21 protein-coding genes are annotated in these 16,911 nt (G+C 56.5%); 11 read left to right on the forward strand and 10 right to left on the reverse strand.

Annotated features, from left to right (window positions below):
- Positions 1-86 precede the first annotated feature (86 nt).
- Entirely contained in the window at positions 87-1,538 is a 1,452-nt protein-coding gene (proP, locus tag ACJY2L_RS03825) for a glycine betaine/L-proline transporter ProP (protein WP_067429535.1), read from the forward strand.
- Between the two features lie 94 nt (positions 1,539-1,632).
- On the opposite strand, the gene solA is transcribed toward proP, so the two are convergent.
- The 7 genes from solA to grxB all read right to left on the reverse strand — a co-directional run bounded on the left by solA (position 1,633) and on the right by grxB (position 6,612).
- Complete coding sequence (gene solA, locus ACJY2L_RS03830) at positions 1,633-2,748, reverse strand: N-methyl-L-tryptophan oxidase (protein WP_439212973.1); 1,116 nt, start codon at positions 2,746-2,748, stop codon at positions 1,633-1,635.
- A gap of 107 nt (positions 2,749-2,855) precedes the next feature.
- A complete protein-coding gene (gene bssS, locus ACJY2L_RS03835; protein WP_439212974.1) occupies positions 2,856-3,110 on the reverse strand; it encodes a biofilm formation regulator BssS in 255 nt (84 codons plus the stop codon).
- A 207-nt stretch (positions 3,111-3,317) separates the two neighbouring features.
- Positions 3,318-3,590 carry a hypothetical protein gene (locus ACJY2L_RS03840; protein WP_067429544.1) on the reverse strand — a complete coding sequence of 91 codons (273 nt, stop codon included), beginning with the start codon at positions 3,588-3,590 and terminating at the stop codon, positions 3,318-3,320.
- A 148-nt stretch (positions 3,591-3,738) separates the two neighbouring features.
- On the reverse strand, positions 3,739-3,981 hold the full coding sequence (gene dinI, locus ACJY2L_RS03845; protein ID WP_067429549.1) for a DNA damage-inducible protein I: 243 nt from the start codon (positions 3,979-3,981) through the stop codon (positions 3,739-3,741).
- Positions 3,982-4,084: 103 nt separating this feature from the next.
- On the reverse strand, positions 4,085-5,131 hold the full coding sequence (gene pyrC / locus ACJY2L_RS03850; protein WP_187488206.1) for a dihydroorotase: 1,047 nt from the start codon (positions 5,129-5,131) through the stop codon (positions 4,085-4,087).
- A gap of 134 nt (positions 5,132-5,265) precedes the next feature.
- Complete coding sequence (locus ACJY2L_RS03855; RefSeq protein WP_187486323.1) at positions 5,266-5,829, reverse strand: lipoprotein; 564 nt, start codon at positions 5,827-5,829, stop codon at positions 5,266-5,268.
- A 135-nt stretch (positions 5,830-5,964) separates the two neighbouring features.
- Positions 5,965-6,612: a glutaredoxin 2 gene (gene grxB / locus ACJY2L_RS03860; RefSeq protein WP_439212975.1), complete on the reverse strand. Its 648-nt coding sequence runs from the start codon at positions 6,610-6,612 to the stop codon at positions 5,965-5,967.
- Positions 6,613-6,990: 378 nt separating this feature from the next.
- Here grxB and rimJ point away from each other — a divergent pair, with 378 nt between their 5' ends.
- The 4 genes from rimJ (at position 6,991) to murJ (ending at position 10,816) form a co-directional block, all read left to right on the forward strand.
- Complete coding sequence (rimJ, locus tag ACJY2L_RS03865) at positions 6,991-7,584, forward strand: ribosomal protein S5-alanine N-acetyltransferase (protein ID WP_067429561.1); 594 nt, start codon at positions 6,991-6,993, stop codon at positions 7,582-7,584.
- Between the two features lie 18 nt (positions 7,585-7,602).
- On the forward strand, positions 7,603-8,262 hold the full coding sequence (locus tag ACJY2L_RS03870; protein WP_439212976.1) for a DUF480 domain-containing protein: 660 nt from the start codon (positions 7,603-7,605) through the stop codon (positions 8,260-8,262).
- Complete coding sequence (locus tag ACJY2L_RS03875) at positions 8,252-9,169, forward strand: Gfo/Idh/MocA family protein (protein WP_439212977.1); 918 nt, start codon at positions 8,252-8,254, stop codon at positions 9,167-9,169. The genes ACJY2L_RS03870 and ACJY2L_RS03875 overlap by 11 nt, the downstream gene beginning before the upstream one ends.
- 108 nt (positions 9,170-9,277) lie before the next feature.
- Positions 9,278-10,816, forward strand: a complete 1,539-nt coding sequence (murJ, locus tag ACJY2L_RS03880; RefSeq protein WP_067429568.1) for a murein biosynthesis integral membrane protein MurJ — start codon at positions 9,278-9,280, stop codon at positions 10,814-10,816.
- A 36-nt stretch (positions 10,817-10,852) separates the two neighbouring features.
- Here the strand turns inward: murJ and ACJY2L_RS03885 are convergent, their stop codons facing one another.
- From ACJY2L_RS03885 to flgA, 3 genes are all read right to left on the reverse strand, one after another.
- Positions 10,853-11,284 carry a flagella synthesis protein FlgN gene (locus tag ACJY2L_RS03885; RefSeq protein ID WP_439212978.1) on the reverse strand — a complete coding sequence of 144 codons (432 nt, stop codon included), beginning with the start codon at positions 11,282-11,284 and terminating at the stop codon, positions 10,853-10,855.
- 23 nt (positions 11,285-11,307) lie between these two features.
- Positions 11,308-11,616 carry a flagellar biosynthesis anti-sigma factor FlgM gene (flgM, locus tag ACJY2L_RS03890; RefSeq protein WP_439212979.1) on the reverse strand — a complete coding sequence of 103 codons (309 nt, stop codon included), beginning with the start codon at positions 11,614-11,616 and terminating at the stop codon, positions 11,308-11,310.
- A gap of 104 nt (positions 11,617-11,720) precedes the next feature.
- Positions 11,721-12,377 (reverse strand): flagellar basal body P-ring formation chaperone FlgA, encoded by a 657-nt coding sequence (gene flgA / locus ACJY2L_RS03895; RefSeq protein WP_439212980.1) that lies wholly within the window; start codon positions 12,375-12,377, stop codon positions 11,721-11,723.
- Positions 12,378-12,532: 155 nt separating this feature from the next.
- Between flgA and flgB the strand changes: the two genes are divergently transcribed.
- Genes flgB through flgG form a run of 6 tightly spaced genes read left to right on the forward strand, consistent with a single transcriptional unit; the run spans position 12,533 to position 16,887 of the window.
- Positions 12,533-12,946: a flagellar basal body rod protein FlgB gene (gene flgB, locus ACJY2L_RS03900; protein ID WP_439212981.1), complete on the forward strand. Its 414-nt coding sequence runs from the start codon at positions 12,533-12,535 to the stop codon at positions 12,944-12,946.
- Positions 12,947-12,948: 2 nt separating this feature from the next.
- The gene (flgC, locus tag ACJY2L_RS03905) at positions 12,949-13,353 is read left to right on the forward strand and encodes a flagellar basal body rod protein FlgC (RefSeq protein ID WP_187486319.1); all 405 of its coding nucleotides are present in this window, start codon (positions 12,949-12,951) and stop codon (positions 13,351-13,353) included.
- A gap of 11 nt (positions 13,354-13,364) precedes the next feature.
- On the forward strand, positions 13,365-14,036 hold the full coding sequence (gene flgD, locus ACJY2L_RS03910; RefSeq protein WP_439212982.1) for a flagellar hook assembly protein FlgD: 672 nt from the start codon (positions 13,365-13,367) through the stop codon (positions 14,034-14,036).
- Between the two features lie 32 nt (positions 14,037-14,068).
- A complete protein-coding gene (gene flgE / locus ACJY2L_RS03915) occupies positions 14,069-15,313 on the forward strand; it encodes a flagellar hook protein FlgE (RefSeq protein WP_439212983.1) in 1,245 nt (414 codons plus the stop codon).
- Positions 15,314-15,333: 20 nt separating this feature from the next.
- Entirely contained in the window at positions 15,334-16,089 is a 756-nt protein-coding gene (locus ACJY2L_RS03920) for a flagellar basal body rod protein FlgF (RefSeq protein WP_225700779.1), read from the forward strand.
- 15 nt (positions 16,090-16,104) lie between these two features.
- The gene (gene flgG, locus ACJY2L_RS03925; RefSeq protein WP_439212984.1) at positions 16,105-16,887 is read left to right on the forward strand and encodes a flagellar basal-body rod protein FlgG; all 783 of its coding nucleotides are present in this window, start codon (positions 16,105-16,107) and stop codon (positions 16,885-16,887) included.
- Positions 16,888-16,911 lie beyond the last annotated feature (24 nt).

Raw genomic sequence — 16,911 nt, forward strand, 5'->3', positions numbered from 1 at the left:
CTGCGATATAGCTTTCTCCATCCACAGTGGGATCAAGACGGCGAAAGCTATGCTGCTGCATCATCATCACTGATATGAGGCATAACATGGGCGATAACCTTGCCGCTGGCAAAAAGCACTTCTGGAATAAGAAGCCGAAGAAAGAACTGACGGTTGACGATATCACCATCGTTGACCGCAAAATGCTGCGTCGCGCGGTCGGTGCTGCGGCCCTCGGCAACGCTATGGAGTGGTTCGACTTTGGCGTTTACAGCTATCTTGCGGTGACCATCGGTAAAATCTTCTTTCCTGGCGCCAGCCAGGCCGCGCAGCTGATCGCCACCTTCGGGGCGTTCTCGGCGGCCTTTTTGGTACGTCCGATCGGCGGCCTGTTCTTTGGGCCACTGGGCGACCGCATTGGCCGACAAAAAGTGCTGGCGATCACCATGATCATGATGGCGATTGGTACCTTCTGTATCGGTCTGATTCCCAGCTACGCCAGCATCGGCATTCTGGCGCCGATTTTGCTGCTGACCGCGCGTCTGGTACAGGGTTTCTCCACCGGCGGTGAATATGGCGGTGCGGCAACCTTTATTGCGGAATACTCTACCGATAAACGCCGCGGTTTTATGGGCAGCTGGCTGGAGTTCGGGACGCTGGGCGGCTATCTGCTCGGTGCGGGACTGGTGACCGGCATGACGGCGGCGATGTCCACCGAAACGCTGATGTCATGGGGCTGGCGCGTACCGTTCTTTATCGCCGCACCATTAGGGCTGTTTGGTCTTTACGTACGTCTGAAGCTGGAAGAAACGCCTGCGTTCCAGAAGCACATGGAAGAGCAGGATAAGCGCGAGCATGAAAAGCCACCGATCGGTGTCTGGCAGATGCTGCGCAAATATCAGGCGCAGATGCTGAAGTGTATCGGTCTGGTGCTGCTGTTTAACGTCTCCAACTACATGCTGACCTCTTACATGCCAAGTTATCTCACCGGTATTCTGGGCATGAGCGAGCTGAGCGGCCTGCTGCTGGTGCTGGTGGTCATGTTTGTCATGATGCCGCTGACGCTGTTCTGGGGTCACTGGAACGACCATCTTGGCCGCCGTCCGGTTATTGCCCTTGGCGCAATCGGCCTGCTGATCTTTGCGCTGCCGTGTTTCTGGTTGATCGGCACCGGCAATCTGCTGTGGGTATTTGTCGGACTGATGATGTTGGGCATTATCCACACCTGCTTCAGCGGGACTATGCCGTCGGCGCTGCCGTCACTGTTTGCCACCGATGTGCGCTACAGCGCGCTGGCGATCGGCTTCAACATTTCCGTTTCGCTGTTTGGTGGCACCACGCCGTTGATGACCGCGTGGCTGGTGGAGAAGAGCGGCAACGTGATGATGCCAGCATGGTATCTGATGGGCGCGGCCGTGATTGGCTTGATTACCGTGTTCTTTATGCGCGAAAGCGCCCGTAAGCCGCTGCACGGTTCGGCACCTGCCGTAGCTTCAGAAGCGGAAGCGGAATCGCTTATCAAGAAAATTAAGCTGCGTCGTCAGCAGAAGAATCATTAAGCTCAGCCCTGAAACAGGCTGGTCAGGCGTGGCACACACGCCAAATATAAAAAAGGCGCACTCAGGTGCGCCTTTTTTTATTGCAGAACGCGGTTCAGGAAAAGCGATTGAGTGAGAAGGGCGCTAAATCAAAAGTGGTGGGTTGATCGGCCGCAAATTGCGCGGCAATTTCGCCCAGCACGCTGGCAAATTTAAAACCGTGACCGCTTAAGCCGGTGATAATTAATCGATTAGGGTGGCCAGGTAGCCGGTCGATAATAAAATCCTCATCGGGAGAATTATCGTAGGTGCAGGCCGCGCCGTGCAGGCAAACGCCAATACCGGGCAAAAACTGACGCAAAAACGAGAAGGCTTCACTGCCATCTGCCGCATAACTGCCAAACGGTGTACGCTCCTGCGGGGTATTAATCCACTGGCCGCCGTCGTGGCGACCGACCTTCAGCGCGTTATCCTTCGCCGGGAAACCGTAGAACTGGCTGCCGTTGGTCATCTCAACGGTAAATGCCGGAAACTTATTATTTTCACTGTAGCGGCCATCGGCCTGATACCAGGCAAAGACTTTACGCAATGGCCGAACCGGCAGGCCGGGCACCAGCTGATTGACCCAGGTGCCAGCGCTGATCAGCAGCTTACGGGCGTGAAAAACGCCGTCGCCAGTAGTAACCGTTTGCAGATCGCCTTCGGTGCCGATGCTGTCGACGCCGCAGTTAAACAGCTGCGCACAGCCCGCTTGTTCAGCCAGGCGAATGTAACTACGAATCGCCTGCTCAGCGAGCAAATAACCGGAATCCGCTTCAAACGCGCCGAGATAGCCATCGGGAACGTTGAGCTGCGGCCAGCGCTGACGAATCTCCTCGGTTTGCAGCACCTGCACATTCAGCTGATGTGCGTTGGCGCTTTCGATAACGTTATTCAGGAAGGTGGAGTCGGCGGGTGCCAGGTTGATCACGCCGCTGCGATGCATAATACGCTCGCCGCTCAGCTGCTCCAGCTCGTCCCACAGCGTCTGGGCGCGCAGCACCAGCGGCACATAGCGAGCGCCTTCACCGTACGCATGACGAATCAACCGGGTTTCGCCGTGATGGCTGCCCTGCTGATGCGGCGGATGCGCGCTGTCAATCATCAACACCTTCAGGCCAGCGCGGGTGGCGTAATAGCCCGCCGCTGCGCCTACCGATCCGCTTCCTGCCACGATCAAATCATAAACCATCTATTCTCTACTCCTGAGCGCTACTGCCATGGCGGGAGCATAACAAAAGATAGCGGGCATTAAAAAGGCACCCGCGGTGGGTGCCTGTCTTTAGCCTGCAGAAATGCTTAATGTTTCTTGTAGTCACGATCGTGGAACTCGGTCGATTCGATTTTTGCAATGCCAGCTTCAAGGATAGAGATAAACTGTCGGGCGACGTCGGTGGTAATCCAGTAGGTTGGGCCAATGTCAGCGTCATCTTCCTGCTGTTCCTGGGAAGAGAGTGAATGCAAGCGAAGCATCATGGCGTCATAGCTGTCAACAGTACTGATATCCCATCCAACCAGTGGATGTGTCTGAATAACATCTTTGTTCTTATCCATTATAACCTCCTTATTACTCGTTAAACGAAGTGTACTATTGAGGTCAATGCGGGCTTTTTTCTGACAGCAGCGAGCTAATTATAACACGGGTTAAACACCCGGACTGCGAGGGCACAATAAAATAGTTTTGCGCAGGAATAAAGAAAATATTCATGCGGTGAGAACACCGCATAAAAAAATAATTAGCGTAATAAATAAGCCAATTAATTATTCAATAACAGGTTCACTTTTACTGCTGCCGGTGCGCTTTTCCAGCGCCTCGGCGAGGCGGGCATAATGGGTCTGCAGCGCCGCATCATTTTCCTGATTCTGCGATTCCAGACGCATGCTGTGCGACAGCAGCTGGCTGGCACGTTCGTCAAGGCAGAAGGGGAGCCAGGAAAAGGCAGTTTCAAGTACGGTCAAACGGCGTTGCTGATCGCCGATCAGCGTCAGTAATTCACCAAAGGTCATCGCCTCTTCGGGATTTTCATAGGTCATGGTAGACACCTCCTGTAAGTCATCACAGGCGCAAGAATAGGTGAAGGCATGAAAAGAGTCTATATCGCGATACGCGATCTGGCGAGGCAGGCAGCGGGATAAAAAAGCCGGATGGCGACACCCGGCAAAACAGCACAAAATAAAACGGTTATTGCGGAAACCAGTCGTCAGCACTTTCCCAGGTTTCCTGCAGAATATGGCTCACCTGCTCACGCGCCTCTTTCCCTTTGCCCATCACCGTGAGGTTGTTGGCGCTGGCGTAACGTACGCTGACGTGCGCTTCATCGTCGGGAAAATGTTCGTTCAAACGTCGGGTCAGTTCTTCTGCCAGCGCATCCAGTGCGCCCGGCGGCAGCGTCTGCGTTTTTGCTACGGTAATTTCAACACGCATGAGGACCTCCGTGAATATACTGTCTATTTGTACAGTATTGTTCAGCAGCACGCAAGTGAAAGAAACGGAAGACAACGGGAAGGCGGATACCTTCCCGTCAGATTTACAGCGCGACGCGCCAGTTCAGGGTTTCACCGGCTAAAAACGGCACCAGGCTCTCTTCGCCCAGCGCAATGCTCTCGGGCACCGTCCAGGCTTCGCGCACCAGCGTAATGCGTTCTTCATTCAGCGGCAGGCCATAAAAGCGCGGGCCGTTTTCTGAGCAGAATGCTTCAAAGTGGCTTAGCGCGCCCATCTCTTCAAACACCGTGGCGTAAGCAGGCAGCGCCACAGGCGCATTGAACACGCCCGCGCAGCCGCAGCTCGACTCTTTACGATGGCGGGCGTGCGGCGCGGTGTCGGTGCCCAAAAAGAAGCGCGGATTGCCGCTGGCGATTACGTCACGCAGCGCCTGCTGATGCACATTGCGCTTGAGGATCGGCAGGCAGTAGAGGTGCGGCCGCACGCCGCCCACCAGCATGTGATTACGGTTAAACATCAGGTGCTGTGGCGTGATGGTGGCACCAAGCAGGTCGTTGGCTTCCAGCACATACTGCGCCGCTTCACGGGTGGTGATGTGTTCCATAACAATTTTTAAGCCCGGAAACTGCTGGCGCAGCGGGATCATCACCGTTTCAATAAAGCGTGCTTCACGGTCGAAAATATCGATATGGGCGTCGGTGACTTCGCCATGAATCAGCAGCGGCATGCCGATCGCCTGCATGCGTTCAAGCACGCTGGCAATAGCGGCGATGCTGGTTACACCGTGGCTGGAGTTGGTGGTGGCGTGCGCCGGATAGAGCTTGGCGGCGGTAAACACGCCTTCACGAAAACCGTGCTCCACTTCTGCTGCATCCAGCGAATCGGTGAGGTAGCAGGTCATTAGCGGCTGAAAACGGTGCTGTTGTGGCAGCGCAGCCAGAATGCGTTCACGGTAGGCGCGGGCTGCGGCCACGCTGGTCACCGGCGGCACCAGGTTGGGCATCACAATCGCGCGGCCACAGACTTCACTGGTGTAGGGCAAAACGGTATGCAGCATCGCATCATCGCGCAGATGAATATGCCAGTCGTCTGGGCGGCGAATCTGTAGTTGCTGGGGTTGTGCGGTCATCAATCAGGCTCCGGCGAGGATAAATGTCAGGGATACTTTATGCCGGGACATAAGCATAAGGGGCAAGGCAATCGATTGCACCTCATTTATATCTCCATCACATAAAAAAGCCCCTTTACGGGGCGGCTATCACTTTATTGCGTAAAAGGAATGATTAACTCGCCGGGCTTCACTTCGATACCGGTGGCAAAGCGTTTGGCCAGCGCTTCAGCCTTGCTGCGGTCGCTGCTCAGCAGATAGGCCGGTTGCTGATTGAAGTAGCTTTTCAGCGACTGGTTCAGATAGGGCGTCAGCGTTTTCAGCACCGGCTGCATTTTCTCCGGCTGCACATCGACCTGCACGATCTCCAGATCCTGCAGGAAAATAGCGCCCTGTTGGCGATCGAAGCGCGGCTGAGCACGCATGGTCAGCAGCATCTCCGCCTGCTGCGGGCCAAACAACGAAGTGATGTTGACGGCGGCATGGCCGGTGAGCGTCACTTTGCCTGGCTCCTGACGACCAATCTGGCTGTTGAGCTGAGAGAGCACAATATGCGCGTTGACCAGCCCTGATACGCCAACCTCTTTTTCAAAGTTATTGTGTTTCGCCAGCGCCTGGTTGATTTCCTGTTCGCTGATGGTGTATTGCGTGAGCTTGTTACAGCCGCTCAGGCAGAGCATCAGCAGCAGCATCGATGCCCCGGCGATAATCTTTTTCATTGCACGCTCATCTGGTCAGTAAATAGTGAGGGCGCATAGCTTGCCTCAAGCCGGACACGCTGTCACCAGGTGCAGGCGTAAAGAAGAGGATTGGGAAGGGGGAAAAGCGGGCAGCAGAATGCCACCCGCAGCAGGTTACTGCGCAATAGAGGAGAGCAAATTAATCTGCGTCTGTTTCGCCATGTTGTCGCGGTATTCCGCCACGCGCGACGGGTAATTCACGCCGGCGACCAGCGTCAGCGAGCGCAACAGCGGAAACAGATTGATGTCATCTTCAGAGAGTTCGCCGTTAACCGCGTTGGGCTGCACGATCAGCTTGTCGAGCTGGCGCAGATCATCATTGATATTTTTAATCAGGCCGGCCGAATGGCTTTTCAGCTCGCTGAAATCGCCCATCGTCGCTTCCTTTTTGTTTTTGAAGTAGGCGCGCGCTTCCGGCGTATCAAACTCGGCAAAGGGTGCCTCGGCGACGCGCGGCGTAATCAGTTTATAAACATAGCCATTGACCCGGCGTAGCCAGTCGGCGATGGCGGCATTGGTGCCGCCGGTCAGCAGTGGCTGGCCGTCGCTGTTATCCACAAAATGCACAATGTCCATGCTTTCTGCCATGGCGCTGCCATCCGCTTTCTGCAGGATCGGCACCATTTTCTGCCCAATCAGGCGGCGCGGCGTCTCCTCATCGTCGTTGGACAGGACGATCAGTTCCACCGGCAGATTCTTCAGACCAAAAATCATGCGTGCCTTTACGCAAAAGGGGCAATGTTCGTAAATGTATAATTTCACGTTAGCGTCTCCTTGTTGTATTTGGTCACAGGCCTGGTAATGGCCTCAATAAAGTATGGAAGAGAACGGGCGCAGGTCAAACCGGCTTCGGTTGTAGCCAGACAGATGACCATCAACAGCACGGCAAACGCAGACGAAGAGAAACCGGTTAAGCGGCTGAGCTGCGGGCGGTTTTTTCAGGGGTTTCGCCGTGTGGTGGGTAAGAATTGTCCTGTTTGCGACAGCCTCACGAAAGTGAAACTGTGGTTTTACCCTTGTGCCTGTTGAAGGTTATAGTTAACCGCAGGCGCGGAGATTTCCCGGCTGGCTGTCGCCGCCGTTGCCCATTGCGTCCACTATCACCGATGCGTTTTGCAGGCCACAACTTCAGGAGAGAAAATGTTTGGCTACCGTTCTGCTGCTCCCCGGGTACGTCTTACCACCGATCGCTTAGTGGTCAGGCTGGTTCATGAACGTGATGCCTGGCGAATGGCTGACTACTATGCGGAGAACCGCGATTTCCTCAAGCCCTGGGAGCCAGTGCGTGATGAGAGCCACTGTTATCCTTCCGGCTGGCAGGCACGGCTGGGGCTGATCACCGATATGCATCGTCAGGGCAGCGCCTACTATTTCATCCTGCTGGATGAGCAGGAGAGCGAAGTGCGCGGCGTCGCCAACTTCAGTAACGTGCTACGCGGCTCGTTCCACGCCTGTTATCTCGGTTACTCGCTAGGCGAAAAATGGCAGCAGCAGGGCTTGATGTTTGAAGCGCTGCAGGCCGCCATCGGCTATATGCAGCGTCAGCAGCGAATTCATCGCATCATGGCAAACTACATGCCGCACAATGCGCGTAGCGGTAACCTGCTGGCGCGTCTGGGTTTTGAGAAAGAGGGCTACGCCAAAGATTATTTGCTGATCGACGGGCGCTGGCAGGACCATGTGTTAACGGCGCTGACCTGGCGAGAATGGACGTCAGAGCGGCGCGGTAGTTAACCCTTTAAGGGACGTGAAATGAAAATTGATTTATCCGCCCACGAGGCGCGGGTGATTGGCGCCATGCTGGAGAAGCAGGTCACCACGCCGGATCAGTATCCGCTATCGATCAACGGCGTGCTGGCCGCCTGTAACCAGAAATCCAACCGCGATCCGGTGCTAACGCTGAATGAACGCCAGGTGCAGGACACGCTCGACCTGCTGGTTAAAAAGCATCTGCTGAGCACGCAAAGCGGCTTTGGCCAGCGGGTGGTGAAATATGAGCAGCGCTTCTGCAACTCCGCTTTTGGCGATCTGAAATTCACCGCTGGCGAGGTGGCTATCGTCACGCTGCTGCTGCTACGCGGCGCGCAGACGCCGGGCGAACTGCGCAGCCGCAGCGGCCGACTGCACGAATTCAGCGACATGGCCGAAGTGGAAGCCACGCTGGAAACGCTGGCGAGCCGTGAAGATGGGCCTTTTGTGCTGCGTCTGCCGCGCGAGGCGGGTAAACGCGAAAGCCGTTATGCGCATCTGTTCAGCGGGCAGCCCGACGTCACGCCGTCAGCCGAGCCGGTCATGGCGGTGGAAGAGAGCGATATGGCGCAGCGCGTGACCCAGCTGGAGCAGGAGATGGCAACAATAAAGCAGCAACTGGCTGCGCTGATGGCGGAAAAGGGTGCACGTTATGACGATTAAGATTGGCATGGTCGGCTTAGGCAACATCGCACAGAAAGCCTGGCTGCCGGTGTTGAGCCGCGCCGACAGCTGGCAGCTGATGGGCGCTTTTTCACCGAATCAGGCCAAAGCTCAGCCGGTGTGCGATCGTTATCGCATCGCCAGCTACGCCAGGCTGGATGCGCTGGCGGCTGATTGCGACGCGGTGTTTGTCCACAGCAGCACCGCTTCGCATTACGAAGTGGTAAAAACCCTGCTGCTGGCAGGTGTCGACGTTTGCGTCGACAAACCGCTGGCGCAGACGCTGGCCGAAGCGGAAGAGCTGGTGGAACTGGCCGCAGCGCGCGGGCGCAAGCTGATGGTCGCCTTCAACCGGCGTTTTGCCCCGCGTTATCTGCAGCTTAAAGCAGACCTGGGCGATCTGGCGTCGCTGCGCATGGACAAACACCGCAGCGACAGCATCGATCACGATCTGCAGTTCACTCTGCTGGATGATTACCTGCATTTGCTGGATACGCTGATCTGGCTGGGCGGCGGCAAGGTTACGCTGCTGCAGGGCCAGCTGCTCACCAACAGCAGCGGGCAGATGCGCTACGCCGAGCATCTGTTTGCCGCAGGCGACGCACGATTAACCGCCAGTATGCATCGTCGGGCGGGCAGCCAGCGCGAAACTCTGCTGGCGGTCAGCGACGGCGCGGTGACCGAGATCGCCGATATGCGTGAATGGCGTCAGGAACGTAACGGTATTATTCACACGGAGCCTGCGCCAGGCTGGCAAAACGTGCTAACGCAGCGCGGATTTGAGGGTGCGGCGCACCATTTTATTCACTGCGTACAAAATCAGACTCAGCCGCAGACCAGCGGTGAACAGGCGCTGGTGGCGCAGCGCATGGTGGAAGCCATCTGGCAGGCACACGCGCAGCAATAACCTTTGCTCACAATCGAAAGTGGTTATTTAGCGCGGTGTCAGTAGACTATCGCCCGGGCAGCCCTGCGCTGCCCCTTCTTTTTTTACTTTCAGGATGCGCAGTAAACCATGAACCTGTTGAAATCGCTGGCAGCGGTCAGTTCTATGACGCTGTTTTCGCGCGTGCTGGGCTTTGCCCGGGATGCGCTTGTTGCACGCGTGTTTGGTGCCGGTATGGCTACCGACGCCTTCTTTGTTGCCTTTAAGTTGCCTAATCTGCTGCGCCGCATTTTTGCCGAGGGCGCCTTCTCACAGGCCTTTGTGCCGATCCTCGCGGAATACAAAAGCAAGCAGGGTGAAGAGGCGACGCGGGTGTTTGTAGCCTACGTTGCGGGCCTGCTGACGCTGGCGCTGGCGATCATCACTTTTCTCGGCATGATCGCCGCGCCGTGGGTGATCATGGTGACCGCGCCGGGTTTTGCCGACACCGCCGATAAGTTTGCGCTGACCTCATCGCTGCTGCGCGTGACCTTCCCCTATATCATGCTGATTTCGCTCGCCTCACTGGCGGGGGCGATCCTCAATACCTGGAACCGTTTTTCGGTGCCGGCGTTTGCGCCAACCTTGCTGAACGTCAGCATGATCGGCTTTGCGCTGTTTGCCGCGCCGCATTTCCATCCGCCGGTGATGGCGCTGGCGTGGGCGGTGGTGGTGGGCGGCGTGCTGCAGCTCGGCTATCAGCTGCCGCACCTCAAAAAGATCGGCATGCTGGTGATGCCGCGCCTGAACCTGAAAGATGCCGGTGTCTGGCGAGTGATGCGCCAGATGGGACCGGCGATTCTGGGCGTGTCGGTCAGCCAGATTTCGCTGATTATCAATACCATCTTCGCCTCTTTTCTGGTGTCCGGTTCGGTCTCCTGGATGTATTACGCCGATCGCCTGATGGAGTTTCCTTCCGGCGTGCTCGGCGTAGCGCTCGGCACCATTCTGCTGCCGTCACTGGCCAAAAGCTTCGCCAGCGGCGATCACGATGATTACTCGCGCCTGATGGATTGGGGGCTACGGCTCTGCTTGCTGCTGGCACTGCCGAGTGCGGTGGCATTGGGCATTCTTTCCGGCCCGCTGACCACCGCGCTGTTTCAGTACGGCAAATTCACTGCCTTTGACGCGGCGATGACCCAGCGTGCGCTGGTGGCTTATTCGGTGGGCTTAACCGGACTGATTGTGGTGAAAGTGCTGGCACCTGGCTTCTATTCGCGTCAGGACATTAAAACGCCGGTGAAAATCGCTATCGTGACGTTGATTTGTACCCAGTTGATGAACCTGGCCTTTATCGGTCCGCTGAAGCACGCCGGTCTGGCGCTGTCGATTGGCCTGGCGGCCTGCCTGAACGCCGCGCTGCTGTACTGGCAGCTGCGTAAGAAAAATATCTTTATTCCCCAACCGGGCTGGCACAGCTTTTTGCTGCGTCTGGTGCTGTCGGTGGTGGTAATGGCGGCGGTGCTGGTGGGTGTGCTGATGCTGATGCCAGCATGGGAAAACGGCAGCATGCTGTGGCGATTACTGCGTCTGGCAGCGGTCTGTGCGGTGGGTGGCGGCAGCTATTTTGTCATGCTTGGGCTGATGGGATTCCGCCTGCGCGATTTTAATCGCCGGACTTCAGCATAAGGGAAGGCGAGGCGGCCTGCGGGCCGCCTGTACCGATTACGCTTTTCTGCTGAGCATGACATGACCTTTCGCCTGGCCATCGGGGCCATAAAAAGGCTGACTTTGATGCGGCTTTAACACCGCCAACGCATGCTCAGTAAAGTGCATCTGGTGATCCAGCAGCATGCCGTTGTGCGTGTTGGTGTCACGCAGTCGCTCGGTACGCTGTTGAATTTCCTGCCAGCGCAGCGCCATCTCCTGTCGATCGCGATAGGGTGCCTGCGCGCCTTCGCTTTTCTCGGTGGTCTTACGCATCTCATCGAGATAGTTCAGCGTAGTCAGCAGCAGCGTTTTGTCTTCGGTAATACGTTGCAGCTGACTGCTATTGATGCGACCCGCCGAGAGCATTTCCTGCTCTTCATTCATGATCGCATGTAACGATGACAACACTTCCAGGATCTTATTCAGCGTAGTCTGCAGGTTATTCATGGCGCACGGTTATCCTGTAAAACTTAATTGTTTCCCAGCCACTGTTTGGTGTCCTGAATCAGCGCATCGGCAATTTTGCCGGCATCCATTTTCAGTTCGCCATTACGGATGGCCGTTTTGAGTTGCTCAACGCGAGCGGTATTAATGTCCTGGCTGCCCGGTTTCAATAGTTCAGCCTGTGCATTGCTCAGGCTAACCTGAGCGGCGGTGCTGCTCTCTGTCGCCTTCGCGGGGGTAGCAGCGGTGCGCACTTTAGCAGTTTGCGCATCATTATTGTCACGTGACTGGACGGTCGTTACCGGTTTCAGGGGTTGAGTTCTGTCGATGCTCATAATGAAGCTCCTGTCAGGTTCAGGCGGTTATTGCCGCATGGAAATTATAGAGTAATCTCGTTGTTGCTTACTCTATCGGCACAACAGCACTGTTCTTTAATCGCCTAGAGCGTTATCAGAATATTCCCATTAGGGTCGACGCGTCCACTCACCACCTGCCCATTGTTCATTCTGACCCGCACCGGCTGTGCGGCGGTGGCATTATTCATCGCTTTGCCTTCGCCGCTGGCGTTAAAACCGTCGCCCTGCGCAATGACCATCACATTCTGACCTGCCTGCACGCGCCACGGCTGGCGCACCATCATTAAGGTTACCGGCTGGCCTGGCACCAAATCGCGCATGGCAACCGCATCGGCAAGCTGTTCCGGCGTATCGACGATGCGCGCCGGCAAGGTATCGAGGCGCCCCTGTTTCACTTCCAGATCGGCGAGGGTTAAGGTTGCGCCACGCGCGACCTGGTGACTGACCACCACATAGTTGCCGGAGACCTGCACCTGCACCTGCAAATAACGACGCGTCTGGCCGCAATTCGCCGCCACGCTAATGTTGCCCCACATGCGGCTGTTACCCGGCAGCGAAAACTGCGGCGCCTCACAGGCGGGCCATTGATTCTGCGGCGTGCGAACCACCACCTGCATACCTTGCGCATGCTCAGCGTCACGCGCCTGAAAAAACTGCGTTAACTGGCTGGTCAGATCGGCCGCGCTGGCACTGTGCACTGCGAGAAGCAGGCCGCTAAGCAGCATTATTATGTTACGCATGGTCACACCCCCGAAATCATTATGGTGAGGATTCTACCGATGATTACCAAAACTCAAGGCGACAAATAGCGACGCTTTTTAGCGCTATTCCGTCGATAGCGATTGTGCCTTCGCCCTTATGCTGTCAACTCGAAATTTCGAATGCCGGAGGAAGCATGATCGACAAACTGGATGCAGCACTGAGATTTGGCACTGAGGCGATTAACCTGCGCGCCCAGCGTCAGGAGATCCTCGCATCCAACATCGCCAACGCAGATACCCCAGGTTATCAGGCGCGTGATATCGACTTCGCCAGTGAACTGAGCCGGGTAATGAAGAATGGCCGGGCGGAAGGTAGCAGCATGTCGCTGGCGGTGACGTCGGCACGCCATATTCCGGCTGAGGTTAACCAGGCGGCGTCGATGGATCTGCAATACCGTATTCCTGACCAGCCTGCGCTGGATGGCAACACGGTAGATATGGACCGCGAGCGTACGCAGTTTGCGGATAACAGCCTGAAATATCAGACCGATTTGACCCTCATCAGTAGCCAGATCAAAGGCATGATGAGCGTACTTCAGGGGCAATAATTATGTCTTTATTAAGTATTTTTGATATTGCCGGATCGGCAATGACTGCACAGTCACAGCGCCTTAACGTCAGCGCCAGTAACCTGGCCAACGCCGACAGCGTAACCGGACCCGATGGCCAGCCTTACGTGGCCAAGCAGGTTGTGTTCCAGACCGATGCGGCTCAGGGCCAGGCCACCGGTGGCGTTCGCGTCGCACAGGTGATTGATGATCCGACGCCAGCCAAGCTGGTGTATGACCCGGGTAACCCGATGGCCGATGCCAAAGGCTACATCAAAATGCCAAACGTTGATGTGATCGGTGAAACGGTCAACACCATGTCGGCATCGCGTAGTTACCAGGCCAACGTCGAGGTATTGAATACCGTGAAATCGATGATGATGAAAACCCTGACGATGGGTCAATAACGGAGAACAACATGGGCATTTCGGTTAACGCGAATGATCCTCTTAATACCAGCAAGGTCGCTACGGCAACCGGTAGTCAGGATAAAAGCTCGGCGGATTTACAGAATCAGTTCCTGACCCTGCTGGTGGCACAGCTTAAAAATCAGGATCCAACCAATCCGATGGATAACAGCCAGCTCACCACGCAGCTGGCGCAGATCAACACCCTGAGCGGCATTGAGAAACTCAATACCACGCTGGGCTCGATCTCTGGCCAAATCACCAGCGGTCAGTCGCTGCAGTCTTCTGCTCTGATTGGACGTGGCGTGATGATTGATGGCGACCAGGTTCTGGTAGGCAAGGGCGAAACCACGCCGTTTGGCATCAACCTGGCCACCGCATCAACCGCCACTACCGCGACGATTACCGACGCGGGCGGCAACGTGGTTCGCACCCTGGATCTGGGTGGCATGACCGCCGGGACGCATACGTTCTCCTGGGACGGCACCATGACCGACGGCACCACGGCGCCGGATGGCAAGTACAAGGTAGCGCTGGCAGCGTCCAGTGGTACCAACCAGCTGGTGGCGCAGCCACTGAACTACGCCTATGTCAACGGCATTACCACCGCCGCCACGGGCTCAACATTAGATCTTGGAACGATGGGTAACGCCACATTAGATGACGTCCGTCAAATTCTCTAACGACTTAACACTTTCTCAGGAGTGAATGAATCATGGGTTTTTCTCAAGCAGTCAGCGGTTTAAACGCAGCATCCAGTAATCTCGACGTCATTGGCAACAACATCGCCAACTCCGCGACTTCTGGCTTTAAATCAAGCTCCATCTCTTTTGCCGACATTTTTGCCGGTTCAAAAGTCGGTATGGGTGTGAAAGTGGCCGCGGTGACGCAGAACTTTAAAGACGGCACGCCAACCACTACCAGCCGTGGTCTTGACGTGGCGATCAGCGATGCGGGCTTCTTCCGCATGACTGACGCAGCGGGCGGCGTGCACTATTCACGTAACGGCCAGTTTACACTCGATGCCGATCGTAACATCGTCAACATGCAGGGCCTGCAGCTGACCGGCTATCCGGCAACCGGCAACCCAGCCACGGTACAGACCGGTGTTAACCCAACGGCGCTGCGCGTGCCGACCGAGCAGATGACCGCCAGCGCCACTACCAAAGGTGCGTTGATCGCCAACCTGAACTCGTCAGACAAAGTGAAGACCGGTGGCGCGTTCGATCCGACTAACCCGGACACCTATAACGTTAAAACCAGTATGACCACCTTTGACTCGTTGGGTAACGAGCACAAGATGGACCTTTACTACGCGAAGTCTGCTGACAACCAGTGGGACGTCTACCCAATTGACTCCAGCACCGGCACCGCCAGCTATGCCAATCCAGGCAACCCAGGCGCGACTCCGCCAGTGGCACCAACGCCATTCCGTATGAGCTTTGATAACAACGGCACCCTGACTTCAGCGCCGACGATTACGCTGAACATGGGCGCACTGAACGGCTCTAATGCACAGACGTATGCCCTGAATATGGCAGGCAGCCTGCAGCAGAACACCGGCGCTAACACCTTTGGTAACCCAACGCAGGATGGCTATGCACCGGGTGACCTGACCAGCTATCAGATCAACGACGACGGCAAACTGGTAGGCACTTACTCCAACCAGAAAACCCAGGTACTGGGACAAATCGTACTGGCGAACTTCGCTAACCCGGAAGGCCTGAAGTCAGATGGCGACAACGTCTGGTCCTCAACCAGCGCTTCTGGTCAGGCGCTGGTAGGCCTCGCTGGCACCGGTAACCTTGGTAACCTGACCGCAGGCGCGCTGGAATCATCCAACGTTGACCTGAGCCAGGAGCTGGTAAACATGATCGTTGCGCAGCGTAACTACCAGTCGAATGCGCAGACGATTAAAACCCAGGATCAGATCCTCAACACGCTGGTTAACCTGCGTTAATTCGCTAACGGGATTGCACTATGGATCACGCGATATATACCGCCATGGGCGCGGCAAGTCAGACGATGGATCAGCAGGCGGTAACCGCCAGCAACCTCGCCAACGCCGCTACTCCAGGATTTCGTGCTCAGCTGAATGCGCTGCGCGCCGTACCGGTCGAAGGCTGGTCGTTGCCAACGCGTACGCTGGTTGCCGCTTCCACGCCGGGTGCCGACATGTCTCAGGGCACCATGGACTATACCGAACGTCCGCTGGACGTCGCGGTACAGCAGGATGGCTGGCTGGCCGTACGCACCGCGGATGGCAGTGAAGCTTATACCCGCAACGGTAACATTCAGATCAGCTCTACCGGTCAGCTCACCATCCAGGGCAACCCGGTGATGGGCGACGGCGGACCGATTGCGGTACCGCAGGGCGCTGAAATCACCATCGCTGCCGATGGCTCGATCACCGTGCTGAACGGCGGTGATGCGCCGAACGCTACGGTGCAGCTGGGCCGCCTGAAGCTGGTGAAAGCCACCGGTCAGGAAGTGACACGCGGTGATGACGGTATGTTTCGCCCGACCGCAGCGGCACAGGCACAGCGCGGTGCCACGCTGCAAGCTGATGCCACGCTGAAGGTGATGCCGGGCGTGCTGGAAGGCAGCAACGTCAAGCCGGTGGAAACCATGGTCGACATGATCAGCAACGCGCGCCGTTTTGAGATGCAGATGAAAGTGATCTCAAACGTTGATGAAAACGAACAGAAAGCTAACCAGCTGCTCAACATGAGCTAAGGCTAAGGAAAAATCATGATTCGCTCTTTATGGATCGCTAAGACCGGTCTTGACGCTCAGCAGACCAATATGGACGTTATCTCCAACAACCTGGCTAACGTTAGCACCAACGGTTTTAAACGTTCGCGCGCGGTGTTCGAAGATTTGATGTATCAGACCATGCGCCAGCCTGGCGCACAGTCTTCTGAGCAGACCACGCTGCCGTCAGGCCTGCAGATTGGTACCGGTGTTCGTCCGGTGGCCACCGAGCGCCTGCACAGTCAGGGTAACCTGTCCAAGACCGACAACTCGAAAGATGTGGCGATCAACGGTCAGGGGTTTTTCCAGGTACAAATGCCAGACGGCACGCTGGCCTACACCCGTGACGGTTCGTTTCAGGTGGATCAGAACGGTCAGCTGGTAACCAACGCTGGTTTCCCGGTGCAGCCTGCGATTACCGTACCGGCAAACGCGTTAAGTATTACCGTTGCCCGTGACGGCGTGGTAAGCGTGACGCAGCAGGGTCAGGCAGCACCGGCGCAGGTCGGCCAGCTGACGCTGACCACCTTTATCAACAACTCCGGCCTCGACAGTATCGGTGAGAACCTGTACCAGGAGACGCAGGCGTCCGGTACGCCAACGGAAAGCACACCTGGCCTGAACGGCGCCGGGGTGATCTATCAGGGCTATGTGGAAACTTCAAACGTGAACGTGGCGGAAGAACTGGTCAGCATGATCCAGACGCAGCGCGCGTATGAAATCAACAGCAAGGCGATCAGCACCTCCGACGAGATGCTGCAGAAGCTGTCACAGCTGTAATCCTGACCGACCGGCCAGCGTGAG

It is taken from the genome of Duffyella sp. Ts4, assembly GCF_051851875.1.
Taxonomy (GTDB): Bacteria; Pseudomonadota; Gammaproteobacteria; order Enterobacterales; family Enterobacteriaceae; genus Duffyella; species Duffyella gerundensis.

Excerpts from the sequence above, each read along its gene's own strand:
- proP (WP_067429535.1), top strand. The coding sequence starts at position 87 with ATGGGCGATAACCTTGCCGCTGGCAAAAAGCACTTCTGGAATAAGAAG.
- solA (WP_439212973.1), bottom strand. The coding sequence starts at position 2,748 with ATGGTTTATGATTTGATCGTGGCAGGAAGCGGATCGGTAGGCGCAGCG.
- bssS (WP_439212974.1), bottom strand. The coding sequence starts at position 3,110 with ATGGATAAGAACAAAGATGTTATTCAGACACATCCACTGGTTGGATGG.
- ACJY2L_RS03840 (WP_067429544.1), bottom strand. The coding sequence starts at position 3,590 with ATGACCTATGAAAATCCCGAAGAGGCGATGACCTTTGGTGAATTACTG.
- dinI (WP_067429549.1), bottom strand. The coding sequence starts at position 3,981 with ATGCGTGTTGAAATTACCGTAGCAAAAACGCAGACGCTGCCGCCGGGC.
- pyrC (WP_187488206.1), bottom strand. The coding sequence starts at position 5,131 with ATGACCGCACAACCCCAGCAACTACAGATTCGCCGCCCAGACGACTGG.
- ACJY2L_RS03855 (WP_187486323.1), bottom strand. The coding sequence starts at position 5,829 with ATGAAAAAGATTATCGCCGGGGCATCGATGCTGCTGCTGATGCTCTGC.
- rimJ (WP_067429561.1), top strand. The coding sequence starts at position 6,991 with ATGTTTGGCTACCGTTCTGCTGCTCCCCGGGTACGTCTTACCACCGAT.
- ACJY2L_RS03870 (WP_439212976.1), top strand. The coding sequence starts at position 7,603 with ATGAAAATTGATTTATCCGCCCACGAGGCGCGGGTGATTGGCGCCATG.
- ACJY2L_RS03875 (WP_439212977.1), top strand. The coding sequence starts at position 8,252 with ATGACGATTAAGATTGGCATGGTCGGCTTAGGCAACATCGCACAGAAA.
- murJ (WP_067429568.1), top strand. The coding sequence starts at position 9,278 with ATGAACCTGTTGAAATCGCTGGCAGCGGTCAGTTCTATGACGCTGTTT.
- ACJY2L_RS03885 (WP_439212978.1), bottom strand. The coding sequence starts at position 11,284 with ATGAATAACCTGCAGACTACGCTGAATAAGATCCTGGAAGTGTTGTCA.
- flgM (WP_439212979.1), bottom strand. The coding sequence starts at position 11,616 with ATGAGCATCGACAGAACTCAACCCCTGAAACCGGTAACGACCGTCCAG.
- flgA (WP_439212980.1), bottom strand. The coding sequence starts at position 12,377 with ATGCGTAACATAATAATGCTGCTTAGCGGCCTGCTTCTCGCAGTGCAC.
- flgB (WP_439212981.1), top strand. The coding sequence starts at position 12,533 with ATGATCGACAAACTGGATGCAGCACTGAGATTTGGCACTGAGGCGATT.
- flgC (WP_187486319.1), top strand. The coding sequence starts at position 12,949 with ATGTCTTTATTAAGTATTTTTGATATTGCCGGATCGGCAATGACTGCA.
- flgD (WP_439212982.1), top strand. The coding sequence starts at position 13,365 with ATGGGCATTTCGGTTAACGCGAATGATCCTCTTAATACCAGCAAGGTC.
- flgE (WP_439212983.1), top strand. The coding sequence starts at position 14,069 with ATGGGTTTTTCTCAAGCAGTCAGCGGTTTAAACGCAGCATCCAGTAAT.
- ACJY2L_RS03920 (WP_225700779.1), top strand. The coding sequence starts at position 15,334 with ATGGATCACGCGATATATACCGCCATGGGCGCGGCAAGTCAGACGATG.
- flgG (WP_439212984.1), top strand. The coding sequence starts at position 16,105 with ATGATTCGCTCTTTATGGATCGCTAAGACCGGTCTTGACGCTCAGCAG.